This is a genomic window from Psychromonas sp. Urea-02u-13 (assembly GCF_002835995.1).
Lineage (GTDB): Bacteria > Pseudomonadota > Gammaproteobacteria > Enterobacterales > Psychromonadaceae > Psychromonas.
In genome coordinates this window covers 50,224-69,626 of record NZ_PJBZ01000056.1, presented here as the reverse complement: position 1 = coordinate 69,626, position 19,403 = coordinate 50,224, and the positions used below count along the sequence as shown (strand labels likewise).

Genomic DNA, 19,403 nt, shown 5'->3' with positions numbered 1-19,403 from the left:
TAAAGAACCCAGTAAGCAATTCTTACTGGGTTTATTTAATTCTGATGATTACAATTAATCATCAAGAAATATTAATAATAATAATATATTTAAGACTTTTTTTCTGACAACAATAGCGCTGTGGCACCACCTGATCCCTTTCCGAACTCAGTAGTGAAACGCAGTTGCGCCGATGGTAGTGTGGGGTTTCCCCATGTGAGAGTAGGTCATTGTCAGATCCCCTTTTGCTGATATGGCTCAGTTCGGTAGAGCACACCCTTGGTAAGGGTGAGGTCGGCGGTTCGAATCCGCCTATCAGCACCATACTTCTAAATCTAAAAAACAACTTCAGCTAAATCCTCATATCTACAATCACTTATTTCTATCTTTAATTTCCCTATTTAATTACTTTCGTTTTAACTGTTTTAATAAACTTTCCTGTAAAAACTCATATTCAAATTGAAATCCTGCTTTAAGTAATTTTGTTGGTTTTACTTTTGTACTTGCAAGTAAAAGTTCTTTTCCCATTTCGCCAAAAAGTAATTTCACTATAATGCTTGGTAACGGGAATATACATGGCCGTTTAAGCTGTTTGCTTAATGCATAACTAAAGGTTTTGTTGCTTACCGGTGTTGGAGAAACAAGATTAATCGGACCTGATAATTCTGGTTTTTGCATAATAAATAAAATGGCATGGCAAAAATCATTAATATCAATCCAACTCATATATTGTTTACCCGAACCGATTGTTCCGCCCAATCCAAATTTAAAGGGCGGTATCATTTTAGCTAAGGCGCCACCATGCTTACTCAGTACGATGCCTGTACGTATTTTTACTAAGCGTGTTTCCGGTGATTCTATCGATTGACAACTTTCCTCCCATTGCACGGCTAATTTAGATACAAAATCATCTCCCGCATCACTTTCCTCATCAACAACTGTTTCCCCTCTGTCGCCATAAAAGCCAATTGCAGAAGCACTCATAAATAATTTTGGTGGGTTATTCTTGAAATGTTGTGATAACAACTGTGTTGTTTGAATTCGACTGTCGATCAATTGTTGTTTTTTCTTTTCTGTCCAGCGTCCGTTGGCAATGTTTTCACCTGCTAAATTAATAATTACGTCTGGATTTGAAAATTCTTTTAAATGAAAAATCGATTGTTCAATATTCCAGTAAGGATGTATATCTTGTTTATGGCGTAATAATCGACCGACCTCAAAACCTTGTGCCTGTAGATAAGTCGTTAACGCTGTTCCAATTAACCCTGAAGAACCATTGATTAATATTTTCATGTTATTTTCTCCGTCTATCAGATAGTTTAGGTTAAAATGGACGTTTATTTCTGACTAATATAGGCCGCCACTTTCATGCTATTGATGATTGATAATTATGACTCGTTTACTTATAACTTAGTTCAGTACTTCGGTGAGTTAAAACAATACGTAATTGTGAAAAGAAACGATCAAGTTAGCTTAAAAGAAATTGTCGATATGCAGCCTGATCACTTAGTTATCTCTCCTGGGCCTTGTACTCCAGATGATGCGGGTATTTCACTTAAGGCTATTGAGCGTTTTGCTGGCGAGATTCCACTATTAGGCGTTTGTTTAGGGCACCAAAGCATTGCTCAGGTTTTTGGTGGTGATGTGGTGCGTGCTAAACAAGTCAAACATGGTAAAAACTCATTAATTCAACACGACGGAAAAGGGGTGTTTAGTGGTTTAAATAATCCACTCGATGTCACTCGATACCACAGTTTAGTTGTTGAACCTAAAACGTTACCTGATTGTTTCGATATCTCAGCGACGGTGTTAGATTGTAATGAAATCATGGCCATTCGTCATAAAACGTTAGCTGTTGAAGGGGTGCAATTTCATCCTGAAAGTATTATGTCTGAGCAAGGTTTACAGTTGCTTCATAATTTTATAAAACAAGTTAGTCGATAAAGACACAACAGATCTGTAATAATATTCACAAGTTGATAATTAACTTGGACTCCATGCTTACTTGCTGTTAATTTATATTTCTAGTATTTCAATACATTAAAAGGATTTTCTTATGTCAGACACTCAAATCACACGCCCTCTTTTTGATCAACTAATGGTGCCAAATTATGCGCCATTAAATATGATTCCAGTGCGCGGTGAAGGCTCTCGAGTGTGGGATCAGGAAGAAAATGAATATTTAGATTTAACCGGTGGTATTGCGGTTAATGCATTAGGTCATGCTCATCCTGAATTAGTTAATGCCTTAACTGAACAAGCACAAAAGCTCTGGCACGTAAGTAATATCTATACTAATGAGCCAGCATTGCAGCTGGCACAAAAACTGGTTGATCATACTTTTGCTGAAAAAGTGTTTTTTGCAAATTCTGGTGCAGAAGCGAATGAAGCAGCATTAAAATTAGCGCGTCGTTTTGCACAGGATAATTATTCAAAAGACAAAACTGAAATTATCGCTTTTTACCAAGGCTTTCATGGACGTACCTTCTTTACGGTAACGGCCGGTGGTCAAAAAAGTTATTCAGATGGTTTTGGGCCAAAACCTGCTGATATTACACATATCGAATATAACGATTTTTCAGCTCTTGAAGCCGCCGTTTCTGATAAAACTTGTGCGGTAATTTTAGAACCTTTACAAGGTGAAGGTGGTGTATTACCTATTTGTAAGAAGTTTGCGATTGCAGTACGTGCATTATGTAACAAGCACAACGCGTTAATGATTTTTGATGAAGTGCAAACAGGTATGGGCCGTACAGGTAACCTTTTTGCTTATATGGGTTTAGATATTACGCCTGATATCGTGACTTCAGCAAAAGCATTAGGTGCTGGTTTCCCTATTTCGGCAATGTTAACGACCACTAAACTAGCGAGTTGTTTAACGGTGGGCACACATGGCACGACCTTTGGTGGTAACCCACTGGCTTGTGCTGTTGCAAGTAAAGCGTTTGACCTTATTAATACTCCTGAGATGTTGGATGGTGTTAAGCAAAAAGAGGTATTGTTTCGTGAGCTGTTAGCAGAAATTAATGAACAATTTTCTATCTTTGAAGAAGTACGTGGTGCGGGGCTTTTATTAGGTGCTGTATTGAATGAACAATACAAAGATCGTGCGAAAGACTTCTTTCTAGCCAGTGCAGATCAAGGGTTATTAGTCTTGGTTGCAGGTGCTAACGTCATTCGTTTTGCACCCGCACTTAACATTACTGATGCTGAAATTAAGCAAGCAATGGCTAAATTTAAAACTGCAGTACAACAAGTTGTCGAGTCTTAAAAGATACATCAGCATTTTCAAGCGATGTAGGTATAATGACCGACAATTGTCGCGATAAGCTAGTTTTAGGCTTTTCATGGCACAAAGAATTTTTCAATGCTCAGGCTATTTAACGATGGTTCTGAGCATTTATGTATATTTTGAAAGATAATTTTTTCGAATTGGGAGCTCAAAGAATGAGACGCGAATTAGCAATTGAATTTTCTCGAGTAACAGAAGCCGCTGCATTAGCGGGTTATAAATGGTTAGGCCGTGGCGATAAAAATATCGCTGATGGTGCTGCTGTAGAGGCGATGCGCCTTATCTTCAATCAAATTGATATTGATGGCGAAATCGTTATCGGTGAAGGCGAGATTGATGAAGCACCAATGCTTTATATTGGTGAGCATGTTGGTACTGGTAAAGAGGGCGCTGATGCGGTTGATATCGCTGTAGACCCAATTGAAGGTACTCGTATGACAGCAATGGGTCAATCAAATGCACTTGCTGTATTAGCGGTTGGCGAAAAAGGTAGTTTCTTACGTGCACCTGATATGTACATGGAAAAACTGATTGTTGGTCCCAATGCACGAGATGCTATCGATTTAGAGCTTTCTCTTGAGCAAAACCTGAAAGCGATTGCTTTTGCATTAGGTAAACCTTTAACTGAGTTAACGGTTGCTACTCTTGCTAAGCCTCGTCATGATCGTGTGATCAAAGATATGCAAGGTTTAGGTTGTCGTGTATTTGCTATCCCAGATGGTGATGTTGCTATCTCAGTATTAGCCTGTATGCCTGATAATCAAGTAGACGTTTTATACTGTATCGGTGGTGCACCAGAAGGTGTTATCTCGGCTGCTGTTGTACGTGCATTAGACGGCAACATGCAAGCACGTTTGATTCCTCGCCCAATGGTTAAAGAAGCGACTGAAGAGAACATTGCAATCGGTAAAGAAGAAGTACGTCGTTGTGAAGAGCAAGGCATTGAAGTTAATAAGGTTTTAAAACTTGAAGACCTAGTTAAAAATGACAATATTATCTTTGCTGCAACGGGTATTACTAAAGGTGATTTAGTAGAAGGCGTATCAGTTGACGGCCGCATGGCAACGACTGAAACGTTATTAGTACGTGGTAAATCTCGTACTGTGCGTCGTATTCGTTCTATTCATTATCTTGATCGTAAAGATCCTAAGCTTAAAGAAATTATCCTTTAAAGTTAGTTTGTTATAGATATAAAAAAAGGCGCTTTTAAGCGCCTTTTTTGTATCTGTCTATTTTGTTAAACAGACTACTATTTTTTCTTTTCCCAAATACCTGGTTCAATTTTCTTATCTAACTCAGGGATTTTAGTACGATCAAATGTTGGCACTTTGCCCTCACTCAATTGATCATTATAATCTTTCGCGAGTTTCACTACTTCATTTGAAAGCAGTAAGATTGCAATTAAGTTAACAATTGCCATCAGACCCATCGATACATCTGCCAATGCCCAAATCACTTGGTTACTTTGTAATGCACCAAAAACAATCATACCTAATACTGCGATACGCAAGAAAATCACACCACGAGTATGTTTATGCATTAAGAATATAAGGTTTGTTTCTGCATAAGAGTAGTTTGCAATTAAAGAAGTAAAAGCAAAAAATAGCAATGCGATAGCGACAAATTGACCACCCCAATCACCCACTTGAGAATCAAGTGCACGTTGTGTTATCTCAATACCACCCATACCTGAGAATGACTCTAAGCCACCAGAGAGTAAGATAATAGAAGCGGTAGCAGTACAGATAACGATGGTATCAATAAATACACCCAACATTTGTACGTAACCTTGAGATGCTGGATGAGCAGGATAAGGAGAGGCTGTTGCAGCTGCGTTTGCAGCACTACCCATACCAGCTTCATTAGAAAATAGACCACGTTGTATACCGGTCATTACCATAGCACCAAAGGCACCACCAGAAGCTTCTTGCCAGCCAAATGCAGAGTCAATAATCAGTTTGAAAATAGCAGGTAGTTCAGCGATATTGGCAAAGACAACAAAACCTGCCACCAATAAATAAGCCAATGCCATTGCTGGAACAATTTTTTCTGCTACTTTTGCAATACCACGAATACCGGTAAAGATAACTAACCCAGAAACAACCACTAAACCAATGGTCACCATTACTTTATCAAACTGGAATGATTCATGTAATGCAGCTGTAATTGAGTTTGCTTGCACTGCGTTAAAAACTAAACCAAAAGCAATAATCAGGAAGATAGCGAATAAGCTACCCATCCAACGTGCATTTAAGCCTCGTTCCATATAATAAGCTGGACCACCACGGAAGTTTCCATCGTCATCATGTACTTTATAAGCTTGAGCAAGTGTACTTTCAGCAAAGCTTGTTGCCATACCCAGTACTGCAATCAACCACATCCAAAAAATAGCGCCAGGGCCACCGACGGTAATTGCAATCGCAACACCGGCAAGATTACCTGTACCCACACGCGCCGCTAAGCTAGTTGAAAGCGCCTGAAACGAAGAGATACCTTCATTGTCTGATTTACGACTACTACGCATGACGGTGAAAGTGTGTAAGAAATGACGGAACTGAATAAAGCCTAAACGAACAGTAAAGTAAACGCCTGTTCCAATAAGTAAATAGACAAGTATTTGTCCCCATAATACGCCGTTAAGGCTATTAAATAGTGCTAACATAATTTTTCCTATATGCCAATTTATGAAGACATGCAGTCATTCGCTGGGCTTTATAAATTGGTATGAAGTTAATAAGGGAAAATAAGTTCTTAAATCCATGTAATTTGTTATTTTCGAAAAACGGCGCAAATGATAGCATTTTTAAGGCGTTAAGGATATTGCTCTAAAATTGGGGTATTTTATTTTCGAAGTTTTACGCTAGACACTTGATGGTTAGTGGCTTTCTTAAGGATCAGATTGGCGCGATTTCGAGTGGGGCGAATGTTTTCTTGTAGATTTACGCCGTTTATTTCATCCCAGATTTTTGCAGCCGTCTTGATCGCTTCGCGTTCAGTCATTTTCGAATAACAGTGAAAGTAAGCATTAGGATCAGTAAAGGCGCCTTTGCGAAACTTGAGGAAGCGTTGGATATACCATTGTTTCAGCAGGTCGGTATCAGCATCAACAAAAATAGAGAAATCGACAAAGTCAGAGACAAAAAGTCTGTGGGGGTGATCAGGGTAGTTAACCGCTGTTTGTAATACATTAAGTCCTTCCAAAATGACAATATCAGGCTTTTCGACTGATACTTTTTGGTCTGGAAGAATATCGTAAGTTAGATGCGAGTAAATAGGCGCTGAAACAGACGCTTTACCGGATTTTATCGCCGCTACAAAGTCAACTAAGGCCTTAATGTCAAAGCTTTCTGGAAAGCCTTTTTTATGCATTAAATTACGTGCAACAAGGTCTTGATTAGGACGTAAAAATCCATCGGTCGTGACTAAAGTCACTTTAGGGTGTTGCGGCCAGCGCGAAAGCAAGGCTTGTAAGATACGCGCCGTTGTACTTTTTCCGACAGCAACACTGCCTGCAATACCAATGATATAAGGGACTTTCTCATTGGTACTGTTTAAAAATTTATCTCGAACGGTATGACGATACTGCTGTGCTTCTACATACAGGTTTAATAAGCGAGAGAGCGGCAGATAGATATCGCGGACTTCTTCAAGTGACAATGATTCATTGATGCCTTGTAGCTGCTGTAAATCTTGCTCTGACAATGTGAGCGCTACGTTATCACGTAACCCTGACCATTGTTCACGATCAAACTGCATATAAGCAGTGTGACTACTGCTCTGATTTATCGTCATTTTCTTGTTCTTCGATATAAACAGAGTTCGCACTGCCTTGCGGGTCATCTGTATAAATATGATATTGCGCAGCTGGTTTAATTAACCCTTCAAAAAGGTTTACCAATGCTTCTTGTGATTGTTCGATATCAACTTGGTTATCTAAACGCGTAAAGGCCGCATCAAAATCACTTTCAACCCAAATGCTGTAATCGTAAAGATCTAAATAAGCACTTTGTAGCAGATAAGGACCTTCGATTAGAATGATATCAATATCTTCAAAGTTATAATCAACCGTGCGTGGGTTTAATACATCTTCAAGGTGTACAGATGTTTGCACGCTACCAAATAATTTGAGCGGTAAAATGAGTTGCTCAACCATCTCGTCTAAACGATAGGCGTTCAGGTAGTATTCTTCAGGGCTGTTCATCACATTAAAGCGAACGCTATCGCAAGCTTCCCAGTCATCGGTATGAACGATAGCAACTGAGATACCTTCTAAGCGTAATGCTTGTGCTACTTTTTTAGTTATTGCGCGCTTACCACCCCCTTCAATACCGCTAATAGCGATAATTTTGGCTTTACTTGAGCCTTTTTGGGTGTGTAAATCACGCAGGACAGATTTTATTTGTGCTGCGTTATTGAATACGGTTTTCAAAGATAATTCTCCATCCATCTATATTTGCGCATTATACCCGTTACCTCTCAAGATGCAAAAATCCAACATCGGAGAAGCGATCGCACACAAAAAAGGTCACCGAAGTGACCTAATATGCAGTGTGAGAAGTGTTTATCTTCTACTTCGCTCTACTGTCTAATCTTTCTTTTTAGTTAAGAAAGTAACTAATTCAATAAACTCATCGGTGCTTTTTACTGAGTTAGTGATGACTTGGTATTTACCATTAACAATCAGTGCCGGTACGCCACGAATGTTAAATGTTTCAGTATTACGTTTCATTTGTGATGCAATACCGCTGGCAGGGAAGCTTGCTAGTGCGCCTTTTGCTTCTGGGTTAGAGATGCCGGCTTTTTCGAAAATAGCTAAAATACCTGCTTCGCCATTGATTGCTTTACGTTGCGTATGAATTTGGTCAAAAATAAGGCTTGATACTTTCTTTTCAACTTCTAATAATTCAGCCGCTGCAAGTGCTTGTGTTAACTGTGGGCCCATATCTTTGCCTAAAAAGTTAACATGATTCTTTTTGATTTTTACATCTTCACCTAAACTTTTCTCTAGTTGTTCCATTAGAGGTTCAAACTTCAAGCAATGTGGGCAGTAAAATGAGAAAAACTCCATAACTTCTGGCGTTGCAGTGGCTGTTTGTTTAACTACTTCATAGTGTGTGTTTTCTACGAACTTTCCTGGGGTAATTATGATTTGCTTTGTTTCTTTCTTAACAACAGGCGCTTCACTTACTACTTCGACTTTATTCGAAGCCACAACGGTTTTCTCTGCAACGATAGTTTCAGTGACGGGTTCTGGTGTCGTTTGTGTTTCTGCGACCACAACTTTTGCTTGCTGCTTATCTGGTGTTGGTGCTTCACTGCATGAAGCTAATAAGCTGATAAATAAAACACCACTTAAAAGTGAGAATCCTTTTTTCATTTTTGTACCCTTTTTTATAGTTATTTTTAATAGTCAGGCTGCATTGAAACTGGCGGCGCTTGCATATTAATGATCTGTTGTTGCAATGATTGTAACAACTCTAGCCAGTATTGGTCAGTAGTAAACCAGGGAAAGTTCAATGGAAAAGCAGGATCGCTCCATCTTTTGTTGATCCAGCTCACGTAATGAATGATACGCATACTACGTAGTGGTTCAATGAGCGCCAGCTGGCCACTATCAAACTCAAATTCTTCCTCGTAACCCTCTAATAAGGTAGATAACTGTAACTTTTTTTCTTCTTTATTTTCGCTTAATAACATCCATAAATCCTGTACAGCAGGACCTATTTTACAATCATCGAAGTCGACTAAATAGGGCGTATCACGATCCATTAGAATGTTGCTTGCATGGCAATCACCATGTAAACGAATAGCAGTGAAATTGCTTTTATTAAACAGCTCAGTTGTTATTTTTTCCACTTTATCCATGGTTAAAAACAGTTCTTCCGAGATAAATTTAGGCACTAATTTACTTTCTTTAAGTTGCTTAATCGGTGTTGATAACATGGTTTTTATATCTAAGCGTTCTCGTGTTTGAAAAGTACCTTGGCTACTTATTTTATGTAATTTCCCAAGTGTTACGCCAACTTCATAAAGATGATCAAGATTGTCGCTTTCTAAACTACGTGCAGAAAGGCTTTTAAACAGAGCAAAATAGTAACCTTGAAACTCAAAGAGTGTCTTTTCTTCAAGTAAGACGGGCTCCGCTAACAAACAGCCTTGTTCTTTTAACTGCAAACTAAAAGCATGATCTTCAAGTATCTGTGCTTCATTCCAACGTTGTGGACGATAAAACTTCACGACATAACGTATTTTGTTTTCATCGGTAAATAGAGAAACACGATTCTCATAAGAGTTGAGTTGCATTAAGCCTGTTTCTGGGTAGATACCCACACTTGCAAGTGCGTCGAGTTGTAACTCAGGCGTAAGGGAGGAATAACTAAAATTTGAATCTGGCATGTTCGTCTCAAAAATGGGTATATAAAAAAGAAACGCCACAACCGAATAAGGCAGTGGCGTTTTAGTATAACTAAACGTTGGTTATTATGAGCCAGTGAAGAATGGGCTTTGTTGCTCTATCTCTTCAACATCACCACTGGTGCTAGTGAGTTTGATAGTGACCATTACTTTTTTCTCTTTAATATCGTAAGCATCAACCGCAATGGAAATCGGTTGTGTTAATACTTCCCCTGATTTTATCACAATGGTTTTAGGGCCAATTAATTGGGCGTCTTCAAGGCCTGTAAATGACAGTGCATAGGTCTGTGTTTCACTGGTCTTATTGAGTATTTTTAGGGTGTAGGTATTTTCAATTAAGCCTTCGCTGTTTTCACGGTATAAAGCGGTACGATCTCGTACTATCTCTAATTCTGCGCTACTCAAATTAATAACACTGGTGATAAATAGTCCGAGCATCAGTAGTAATAACACACCGTAAGCAATGATTTTAGGGCGCATGACATGGGTTTCTTTGCCTTCGAGTTTTTGCTCTGAAGTATAAGAGATAAGGCCTTTTTCATAACCCATTTTAACCATGGTTTCGTCACAAGCATCAACACAGGCGCCGCAGTTTATGCATTCGTATTGTAAGCCGTTACGAATATCGATACCGGTTGGGCAGACTTGCACACAAAGGTCACAATCAACACAGTCACCTAATCCCAATTCTTTAGGGTCTACTTTACGACGACGAGGGCCACGCGCTTCACCACGTTTTGCATCGTAACCAACAATGTAGGTATCTTTATCAAACATTGCAGATTGAAAGCGCGCATATGGGCACATATGTGTGCAAACAATCGAGCGCATCCAGCCAGCATTTGCATAAGTGATAGTGGCAAAAAAGAGGATGTTTGCCGTAATAGCGAAGCTTGAATTAAAGCTTAGGAAATCAAAATAGAGCTCTTCAACAGGTACAAAATAAGAACAAAATGCGAGACCGGTTAATAATGAAACGATTATCCAACCCGTATGCTTGGCTGCTTTCCGCCAGACTTTATTAAAGCTCCAAGGTAGTTGGTCGAGACGTTTACGTTTATTCGCAGTGCCTTCAAAACGTTCTTCAAACCAAATGAAAATGAACGTCCATACGGTTTGCGGACAGGTATAACCACACCAAACTCGGCCGAGGTAGGTGGTTATAAAAAATAGTGCAAAGGCGGCAATAATGAATATCCACGCGAGCAGGGTTAAATCCTGTGGGAAAAGTGTCATGTTAAAAAGGTGGTATTGCTGTTTGCTGATATCAAACAACACAGCTTGATGACCATTCCAGCGGATCATCGGTAGCGCTAAAAAGAGAATGATCAGTCCCCAGCCAGTATAACGACGCAGTTTTTGATACAAACCATAGACGGCGCGTACATAAATGCGATTGCTGGGGTTATAACGGTCAACTGTGGATTGTGTTGAGGTTTTTATCTCTTTGATTTTAATGCGCTCTGTCATTTTTGTGCACCTTGAATAACATTGAAGCCCACATTATAAGTTTATATTAGCTGAACCTACTAATTATTATTGGAAGGCGGTTATCGCACCGTGATGGTGATCTTTTCTAATGTTCAACAGTCGCGTTGGCTTTGCTCTTTCTGCGTTTTTATTTGTGACCACAGGGGCTGAAAGTTGATTGCTACACCAATTACTGAGTGCAGGAAAATACTGTGCTTCACCTAATTGGTTAAAAAAATCAGTTAAATCGATATTGGTTAATATCTGTTGGCTAACAAACTGCGCACGTGGTTTGCTAGTGGCGTCTGCGATACGGTTACGTTGCCCCCAAGCAATAATGTAATCCGCACAGGTTGGATTATCTGTTTCGGGTTTAATAACAAATGCACTGTCCATTTCTATGCCGTAATAATAATTGAGCATGGTTGCTTGAAATAACATCGCTACATCTTCGGCTTGGTGGGAGTATGCATAAAGGTGGTTTGCGCCTTCCTGTTGCATTAATAATCCAAGATAATCCGCGCTTTGTGATTTTTGGTCTTCCGTTGCAGCTTGGCCCAAATATAAAACAGCTGCGTGCGCTTTGAGTGTGTTATCGGAGATGGGATAACCTTGTTTTAGTTTTTCACTTAATTGTATATTTGAAAAACGATTTATCTCAGACCACAGCGGTTTGTCGGCAATGAGAGAAGGCATTAATGTGCTGGGCATAAAATCATTAGCATGAGCGAGTTCATGAAACAGTAGACTAGCCATCGGGATGATAATGTCATCGATTGTGCGCTCAGTGTTACTGGTTAAAGAATAATATTGATAGGCTGACTGGCCATTTTTAACAAAACGATGGAAAAAATCATAACTCAGCCCACTTGAGAAACCATTACGGTAATCGGGAGCTTGATTAATAGTGTCTTTTTCTGCATTGGTTAACCACAGAGAAGCAGGATCAAGGTAAATGGCACCAGAGCCCGTCCAATAGAAAGAGGGGCGGATATTGTCTGCAATCACAATGGCAGTAACAGAACCTAGTAGGGTGAGTATTTCGTTAGGCATGACTGCCAGTAAGCTCTGAAAGCGTTGCCCCATCCAATCATGGGAAACCACAACACGTGTCATGACATCTGCAATTTGTGGATTAGGGTAGCTCATGGTAATAAAAGGTAGCTCCTCTATCTTGCAGCTACGTGTGTAATCTACGCAACTGGCGGGATCTAGTAGAGGGGCTTCAAGGGTTTGCTTTTGGTAGGTATAAACATGGCCAAGTTCAGAGGCGTTGTTCTTTACGGACGAGCTTGATGAGGATTCTTGTTGGCAACCACTCATCAATAAAACACTACAAATAAAAAATAACAGCGTGAACTTATTGGTCATATCAACTCCGTTAGATGAGTCCTCGCGCTTTTAACAATGCCGTTTGGAAGTCATCTTCACAATCTTTTTTAATGCCCGGGATCATTGCACCTTCTTCGGTCTGATCCATCTTGAGGTGATAAATAACAACCTCATCACTTAGCTTTTCTAATGGCGCTTCAAAACCAGACTCTTTACTGAGTAAAGCTAATACTTCCATTAAGCTTAGCTCTTTATTTTTTAACCAGTAGGGTTTTAATAACTCTAATACTTCATTTACACGGTGACATTGCATGTTTTACTCCTAATGAGTTAGTTTGATAAGTTATGACGTAATTCAGTTAATACTTGGCTAGCGCTGGGTTTCAAACCTCGCCAGATAGCAAAGCTTTCGGCTGCTTGGCCAACAAGCATGCCTAAACCATCAATCACTAGTCTGGATCCTAATTTTTTTGCCCAGTCATTAAATGCGGTCGCTTGAGCGCTATACATCATGTCGTAGATTGCTGTTTCTGGTCGTATTAAGATAGCGCTAATCGGTGGAACTTCACCACTTAAGCTTGCTGATGTTGAATTTATTATCAGATCAAATTCACCATTAAGGTCTGCAAATTCGCAGGCTTTTATATTGCCAAGATCATTAAATCGATTGGCTAATATTTCTGCTTTGCTAAAAGTACGGTTTGCAATAACCAGCTCTTTGGGTAATTCAGCAAGTAGTGGACCACAAACGCCACGGGCCGCGCCGCCTGCACCTAATAATAAAATGCGTGCGTCTTTTAAATCGACATGATGATTTTTAAGATCCAGCACTAACCCGGCACCATCGGTATTATCCCCAATAATGAGGCCATCATCGGTGAGTTTTAACGTATTTACCGCACCAGCAAGTGTTGCGCGATCAGTGAGTTGTTGTGCATATTGGAAAGCTTGTTCTTTAAATGGCACGGTAATGTTACAACCTTTACCTTCACCTGCAAAAAATTGGTTTAGCGTTGCTTCAAAGTCATCAATCGGTGCTTCGATCGCACTATAAATGAGTTGTTGTGCGGTTTGATTAGCAAACAGGGTGTGAATAAACGGGGATTTACTGTGCTTAATCGGGTTACCAAAAACAGCATACTGATCCATGAAAACTCCAAGATAACGGTTAATTTGAATGCATTAATCTAGCATAATTATGTGTTTATCAATACAGAGCAAAATCAAAAATTGTAAAGGTTGTAAACTATTAATAGTTTATTTTTATTAACTACTCAGGGCGTCGCTATTTAAGCCTATTTCATCGTTAAAAAATGCTCATTTAAACGACTAAACTGCGCTTTTTTGCCTTGAACTAAGCTTAAATAGCTTAGCCCTGAGCTGTTACTGTCTATTTTCGTATAAAAACCACTCGTTTTAGCAGGGTGCTGAGTTGTTACTCTTTTTATTTAAATTCAGGAGTCTATAAATTGAAAATTTAACTTTGTATAATGGTTCGTACTTTTTCTCGGCAATAGATCTAACAATGAAGCATCTATAATTGTCGTTGTTGATAGTGATTTTTTTGCTAGAAAGAGCGGGTAATATTTATTTTTGAAGTTGATTCGCCAGTGCGCTTTGTTAATTGTCGTTCAGGGTCTATTATCCACCATTTACGTACTGTGTTTGTAAGTGTTCATGATTTGGGTTTAACACTTTAAACGGTAAGTGGCTTTATGAATTTTAAGGAGGACCTTTGTTGTGAGAAAGCGTATTGAATTTCCTCTGTTCGAGTTGATGACCATAATCATCTTACTATTTTTATTGGTGCTTGTTGCCTTACCTAAATTTATGGATATTGGCAGCGAGGCACGTATCAAAGCACTTAATGCCATCGCATTAAACCTCGGTTCCGTTAATCGTTTATTGTACAGCCGTGCGGTGATAAAAAATGTGCAACAGAATACTTTGCAAAGCACCGATATACTCGGTGGCGAAGATGTTGGTGCTTATCTCGTTTATGGTGAGTTACGCGCGCAGAAAGAAGACTTAAAACAGTACATAGGCAATAATCTGATTGATTATGAACTAGAGAAAAAAGAAAATAACATTCGTATATATTTTATTAACTATAAAAATGAGCGTTGTTATATTGATTATAATCAAGCGCATCAAGTGACTTCTCCGGATGGAGAAAAAGTGATAAAAAAAGCCCACTCGCGTATTAAAAGCACAGGCTGTTAAGTTATAATTAAGCAATCAATAAACGTAACCACATTCCAATGGGTGAAGTGAAACCGGTTGTAACCGATGTAATTTCACCTTTATCAATAACAAAAATAGTCGGCGTCACAGATACGCCCCAAGTACGGCTAATCTCACCTTTGGGGTCATTTATTGCCGTGAAATTATATTCTTTAGCATTCAGGTATTGTTTGATGCGTTGCGCTTCACCAGAACTGAGCGCAATGGTAACCACTTGATAGTTATCCGAGATAAAATCCACCGAAGGCGATACGCTGGTGCAAACCGCACACCATGTGGCCCAAAAATAGACCATGACGGGTTTTTCTTGGCTCATTTGAATCAGGTCAATGTTATTACCTTGTACTGATTCAGCTAGCAATTGAGGCGCTTGGCCTGAGGCCATTGATTGACTACGCCACAAATCAGCGCCTAAACCGATAATAATGACAATAGCGACCATAATAACGCCTTCTTTTAGCCAACCTAACCAGCCTTTTCTGCGTTTAATCGGTCGATTTTTTTCATTCTTTTTTTTATCATTATTATCACTCATACTATTTCCCTTGTGCTGTGGCGATCGCGTTAATAATGGCATCACTACTTAAAATAGTAGAAAGCTCAATACCTTGTGGTGCGCTAGGGCCATAAACAATATTAAACGGCACGCCATAACGTCCGTAAGATTGTAAATATTCCGTTACTTTATCTGATCGAACTGTCCAATCGCCTTTCATTAATACGATGTTTTCTGCTTTTAGTGCGCTATAAACCGGATCTTGTAATATCACGCCAATTTTATTGGCTTTACAGGTGACACACCAATCGGCGGTGACATCAACAAAGACTGTTTTACCCTGTTCAACCTGTTGTTTTAGTTGAGCGGTATCCAGCGGTTGCCATACAAGATCGCTGGCTAATGGGCTCGCCCAATGTTTTGCCGTTAAGCTGCTCACTAATAAACCTAATGCACTGATCAGCAATAACGACGCGAGGGTGATGAGTAACACCCGTTTACCGTGTTTTTTAGCAACTAACGTAAATAACACTATCAATAACAACAGTGTGCTGACAATGACATAAGTTAAACCGATAAAGCTGCTTAACAGGCTTAATAACCACAAGCTGGTAGCTAAAATCATTAGTGCAAAAATGAGCTTAACGGTGCTCATCCATTTTCCTGGTTTAGGTAATAACAGGGCAACTGACGGGAATAATGCAATCAGTAACCAAGGTAATGCCATGCCTAAGCCTAATGCACTGAAAATAATAAATAATTCAGCCGTTGAAGCACCAAGTGCAAAAGCAACTGCAGTACCAAGGAAGGGAGCACTACAAGGGGTTGCAAGCAACGTTGCAAACATACCCTGTAGATAATGGCCTATGTAAGAGCTATCCCCTTTTGTCGCCAACCAAGTTTGCATATTTGAAGGCAATTGAATTTCAAATAGACCTAACATGTTAGCTGCAAATAAGGCGGTAATCACCACCATTGAAGCAATGAAATAAGGATTTTGGAACTGTATACCCCAGCCCAGTGCTTCGCCTGATAACTTTAATGCCAGTAGGAATAACGCTAATAGCCAAAATGAACTGATAATACCCAAAGATGACGCTAAGAACTGTTTTCTAATATGTGATTTTTCGATGCCATGAGCGCCTAATACTGAGCTTAATTTCATCCCTAATACAGGTAAAACACAGGGCATAATATTCAGAATCAAACCGCCTAATAAAGCGATTAAAAACATAGAGAAGAGATTGTTACTTTCGCCTTGGTTAATAATCGGTTGATTGCTGGTGGTACTGATTAACTCTGCGCTAATGTCGCTATCTATCACGGTGGCGTGGATTTTAGTCTTCGTTAAGTTAACCTCTCCTGCCCAGCTAGAAGCTTCAAAGGTGGCAGTCAGCTGTTTTTTATCGGTATTTATTTTAGGTTTAGAGAAAAATACGCCATCTAATTCTGGTTGCTGTAAATCAACAAAAATATCTGGATTATCCCAATTAAACTGATTATCTATTTGCACTGTCAGTTGTTGGTTAATTTGATCCCAATAACTATTAAGGGCTGTAATTGACGCGTTATTTTTTGATTCTTTAACTTGCAACTCATCAATTAAAATCGGTACTGAGCCTAACGCCTGTGCATAATCAAAGGCAATGTCCTGTTCGATGATTAGATCATTCGCGGTGAATGCGAGATCAATATCATAATCACTTAATACACAGATAGTGGTACATGAAGCGAGGGTAAATCGACCTTTTAGCACGGTAGGTTGGCTGAGGTCTTGTAGCTCAAGTGTGAGGGGAAGATGAATCTGATGTTTATAACCTAGGGTATCAACCCCTAAAACGGGATAACGTTTAGGCGCAGGCCAAAGCCAATTTATATTAGTGATGTTTTTTGATTCTGCTTGCCAATTAAAAGTGGGTGCTACGCCACCTTCACCCGGTGAACGCCAATAGGTTTTCCAGTCACCTTCAAGGTTGATATTTAAAAGCAGATCGGCTGTTTGTTGTTGTTTATCAACGTTTCCGGTCAGCTGCATTTGCACTGAAACTGGTTTGTGTAATGGGTTATTTAACCACCCTGTGCTTGTTTGAATGAAGTCAGCACTGCGCACGGCCATACTATTAAATATCAGTATAAAAGCCAGTAGGCGCATAAAAGTGGGGATGTTATTCAAGGTAAAGCTCCAAACCGTAAGGTATCGATTAATAAGACAGAGTATTTTGCAGAAAAATTTCAAGGAATTATCTGTTTTTTATCAGAGAAGATAAAGCACAAAAAGTTCAATGTTTTTTAATTGCATTGAACACGGAGCAAATAGAGAAGAAGTCATTATTTCTTAAATGACCATTTTGATTTTATTGCCTGTAAACGGCCTGTTTCTATTAACTTCTGTTTACCCGCATCAAAATCATCTAATAGCTGTTGGCCCCGTTTATTACTTTTTAAAGCAACAACATATTCATTACTGTAATCGAAGTGCGGTAGTTTTCTAAAATTATGGGTCCATCCCTGTTTGTTAAGTAGGTGATCCCAATTAAATTCATAACCAACAAAACCATCCAGGCGACCTTTCGCTAACATTTCAAATCCAGTTAAAATCTGTTTTACATTCACTTTATTAATACCGCGGATATCCTCCCATTTATTGCCATAGTTATAACCACGTATTACACCTATGTTAAGCCCTTTCAATGAATTTAACCCTTCCCAGAGTATCGGGTTATTGGCGTTCACATAAACGACAAAGTGCGCTTCATTTGTGGACCTTTTGGCATAATTAAATGCTAATAACCTTTTTTTGTTTTTCCCTGCGGGAAATAATAAATCTACTTTTCCTGCTTCAAGTTCTTTAAGTGCACGCGCCCAAGGCTCAACCTTGAGTACAATCGTATAACCCATACTATGATAACTTTCGCGAAATACATCCCAGCTGTAACCGTAAAAATTAGACGCATCTTCGCCAGGGGGCAGAGTGGCGCGAATCGGCTGATTATTCAGGCTAAAAAGTAGTGGGGCGTAATCGCCGAGAGTGGCAACGGTGAGCGTTTTTTGTTGTGCAAAAAGAGAAGCGCTAATGAGTAAAGTAAGCAGAACGAGATATTTTCTGGCAAACATAAACCTCTCCCTTTAATGTGGCTGGTCAATATTTAAGCATAGCTTATTTATTGTTGTCGACATTTTCAGCTGTATGCTGAATTTATTGCTGAACTGTATCTGTTCTATTACCTTTATTAATCAATAATAGTGGCATGATTCATTGATAAGGAAAGAATATGAAATTCAGCGATTTTATAGCAGGCATTTTAGTGATGGCGCTATGGGGCATTAATTTTTCTGTCATTAAAATGGGCGTCAGTGAGATCGACCCACTATTGCTGACCGCGCTCCGTTTTACCTTGGTTTGTTTTCCTATTATCTTTTTTGTAAAGAAACCCGATGTTAGCTGGTCTTATTTAATTAGCTACGGACTCATTTTTGGCATTGGAATTTGGGGCATGGGCAGTTGGTCAATTGAAGCGGGGTTGTCTGTGGGTATGGCCTCTGTTTTATTACAAATGAATGTGGTGATTGGATTATTCTTGGGTTACTTGCTCTTAAAAGAAGCCATTTCTAAACAAAAATTACTCGGCGCTTCGATTGCTATTGGTGGCTTGTTAATTAGCCTAACCGTTAACGATGGTTCAGTAACGGCAATGGGGTTTTCTTTAATATTATGTGCCGCACTGGCGTGGAGTGTATCGAGCATTATTATTAAACGTTCGGGTACTAAGCAGGTTTTTGCCTTTGCGATTTGGTCGATGATTTTTGCACCTTTACCACTATTGTTAATCGTTTTTCTGAAAAGTGGCAGTGAACCGTTTGTTTTATTGACCTCGGGGTTTAATAGTCGGGTTATTTTCTCGGTATTATTTCAGGCTTACCCAGTTACACTATTGGGTTACTGGGTATGGAATCGTTTATTGGTTAAATACCCCCTGACAACGGTAGCGCCATTAACATTATTAGTGCCCATTTTTGGTTTATTGGGTGGATCTATTTTTTACCAAGAGCAAATAGGCTTGGTTAAAGCATTCGCCTGTTTACTGGTGATAAGTGGCTTATTAATCGGTTTATTAAAAATTAATCGTACACAATTACGTGGGCTATTTTTTCTGAAAAGTTAGTTGTACTATTACC

Annotated in this window: 18 protein-coding genes, 1 tRNA gene and 1 rRNA gene; 7 read left to right on the top strand and 13 right to left on the bottom strand. The window is 39.3% G+C overall.

Annotation, left to right across the window (positions count from 1 at the left end; translation table 11 throughout):
• Positions 1 to 102 precede the first annotated feature (102 nt).
• A 5S ribosomal RNA gene (gene rrf / locus CXF74_RS09910) occupies positions 103 to 218 on the top strand.
• An 8-nt stretch (positions 219 to 226) separates the two neighbouring features.
• Positions 227 to 303: transfer RNA gene (locus CXF74_RS09905), tRNA-Thr, on the top strand.
• A gap of 81 nt (positions 304 to 384) precedes the next feature.
• Here the strand turns inward: CXF74_RS09905 and CXF74_RS09900 are convergent.
• Complete coding sequence (locus CXF74_RS09900; protein WP_101082285.1) at positions 385 to 1,272, bottom strand: TIGR01777 family oxidoreductase; 888 nt, start codon at positions 1,270 to 1,272, stop codon at positions 385 to 387.
• Positions 1,273 to 1,347: 75 nt separating this feature from the next.
• Between CXF74_RS09900 and CXF74_RS09895 the strand changes: the two genes are divergently transcribed.
• The 3 genes from CXF74_RS09895 (at position 1,348) to glpX (ending at position 4,443) form a co-directional block, all read left to right on the top strand.
• Complete coding sequence (locus CXF74_RS09895) at positions 1,348 to 1,923, top strand: anthranilate synthase component II (RefSeq protein ID WP_101082284.1); 576 nt, start codon at positions 1,348 to 1,350, stop codon at positions 1,921 to 1,923.
• A 112-nt stretch (positions 1,924 to 2,035) separates the two neighbouring features.
• A complete protein-coding gene (locus CXF74_RS09890; RefSeq protein ID WP_101082283.1) occupies positions 2,036 to 3,250 on the top strand; it encodes an aspartate aminotransferase family protein in 1,215 nt (404 codons plus the stop codon).
• Between the two features lie 176 nt (positions 3,251 to 3,426).
• Positions 3,427 to 4,443, top strand: a complete 1,017-nt coding sequence (glpX, locus tag CXF74_RS09885; RefSeq protein WP_101082282.1) for a class II fructose-bisphosphatase — start codon at positions 3,427 to 3,429, stop codon at positions 4,441 to 4,443.
• Positions 4,444 to 4,520: 77 nt separating this feature from the next.
• Here glpX and CXF74_RS09880 read toward each other — a convergent pair whose 3' ends face one another.
• From CXF74_RS09880 to aroE, 9 genes are all read right to left on the bottom strand, one after another.
• A complete protein-coding gene (locus tag CXF74_RS09880; RefSeq protein ID WP_101082281.1) occupies positions 4,521 to 5,933 on the bottom strand; it encodes an alanine/glycine:cation symporter family protein in 1,413 nt (470 codons plus the stop codon).
• Positions 5,934 to 6,112: 179 nt separating this feature from the next.
• On the bottom strand, positions 6,113 to 7,063 hold the full coding sequence (coaA, locus tag CXF74_RS09875; protein ID WP_101082280.1) for a type I pantothenate kinase: 951 nt from the start codon (positions 7,061 to 7,063) through the stop codon (positions 6,113 to 6,115).
• The gene (locus CXF74_RS09870; protein WP_232772489.1) at positions 7,041 to 7,718 is read right to left on the bottom strand and encodes a uridine kinase family protein; all 678 of its coding nucleotides are present in this window, start codon (positions 7,716 to 7,718) and stop codon (positions 7,041 to 7,043) included. The genes coaA and CXF74_RS09870 overlap by 23 nt, the downstream gene beginning before the upstream one ends.
• Positions 7,719 to 7,856: 138 nt before the next feature.
• The gene (locus CXF74_RS09865) at positions 7,857 to 8,648 is read right to left on the bottom strand and encodes a thiol:disulfide interchange protein DsbA/DsbL (RefSeq protein WP_101082279.1); all 792 of its coding nucleotides are present in this window, start codon (positions 8,646 to 8,648) and stop codon (positions 7,857 to 7,859) included.
• Between the two features lie 26 nt (positions 8,649 to 8,674).
• Positions 8,675 to 9,667 (bottom strand): serine/threonine protein kinase, encoded by a 993-nt coding sequence (locus CXF74_RS09860; RefSeq protein WP_101082278.1) that lies wholly within the window; start codon positions 9,665 to 9,667, stop codon positions 8,675 to 8,677.
• A gap of 84 nt (positions 9,668 to 9,751) precedes the next feature.
• Positions 9,752 to 11,155: a cytochrome c oxidase accessory protein CcoG gene (gene ccoG, locus CXF74_RS09855; protein ID WP_101082277.1), complete on the bottom strand. Its 1,404-nt coding sequence runs from the start codon at positions 11,153 to 11,155 to the stop codon at positions 9,752 to 9,754.
• A 66-nt stretch (positions 11,156 to 11,221) separates the two neighbouring features.
• Positions 11,222 to 12,526 carry a hypothetical protein gene (locus tag CXF74_RS09850; protein ID WP_101082276.1) on the bottom strand — a complete coding sequence of 435 codons (1,305 nt, stop codon included), beginning with the start codon at positions 12,524 to 12,526 and terminating at the stop codon, positions 11,222 to 11,224.
• A gap of 10 nt (positions 12,527 to 12,536) precedes the next feature.
• Positions 12,537 to 12,800, bottom strand: coding sequence for a YihD family protein (locus tag CXF74_RS09845; protein ID WP_101082275.1), 264 nt, complete (start codon positions 12,798 to 12,800; stop codon positions 12,537 to 12,539).
• Positions 12,801 to 12,817: 17 nt separating this feature from the next.
• Positions 12,818 to 13,636, bottom strand: coding sequence for a shikimate dehydrogenase (aroE, locus tag CXF74_RS09840; RefSeq protein WP_101082274.1), 819 nt, complete (start codon positions 13,634 to 13,636; stop codon positions 12,818 to 12,820).
• A 591-nt stretch (positions 13,637 to 14,227) separates the two neighbouring features.
• On the opposite strand from aroE, the gene CXF74_RS09835 reads away from it, so the two are divergent.
• Complete coding sequence (locus CXF74_RS09835; protein WP_101082273.1) at positions 14,228 to 14,710, top strand: hypothetical protein; 483 nt, start codon at positions 14,228 to 14,230, stop codon at positions 14,708 to 14,710.
• A 7-nt stretch (positions 14,711 to 14,717) separates the two neighbouring features.
• On the opposite strand, the gene CXF74_RS09830 is transcribed toward CXF74_RS09835, so the two are convergent.
• The 3 genes from CXF74_RS09830 to CXF74_RS09820 form a co-directional block, all read right to left on the bottom strand.
• Positions 14,718 to 15,266 carry a protein disulfide oxidoreductase gene (locus CXF74_RS09830; protein ID WP_101082272.1) on the bottom strand — a complete coding sequence of 183 codons (549 nt, stop codon included), beginning with the start codon at positions 15,264 to 15,266 and terminating at the stop codon, positions 14,718 to 14,720.
• 1 nt (position 15,267) lies between these two features.
• The gene (locus CXF74_RS09825) at positions 15,268 to 17,379 is read right to left on the bottom strand and encodes a protein-disulfide reductase DsbD family protein (RefSeq protein WP_101082271.1); all 2,112 of its coding nucleotides are present in this window, start codon (positions 17,377 to 17,379) and stop codon (positions 15,268 to 15,270) included.
• Between the two features lie 176 nt (positions 17,380 to 17,555).
• Entirely contained in the window at positions 17,556 to 18,341 is a 786-nt protein-coding gene (locus CXF74_RS09820) for a substrate-binding periplasmic protein (protein WP_101082270.1), read from the bottom strand.
• A gap of 158 nt (positions 18,342 to 18,499) precedes the next feature.
• Between CXF74_RS09820 and CXF74_RS09815 the strand changes: the two genes are divergently transcribed.
• Positions 18,500 to 19,390: an EamA family transporter gene (locus CXF74_RS09815; protein WP_101082269.1), complete on the top strand. Its 891-nt coding sequence runs from the start codon at positions 18,500 to 18,502 to the stop codon at positions 19,388 to 19,390.
• Positions 19,391 to 19,403: the final 13 nt, after the last annotated feature.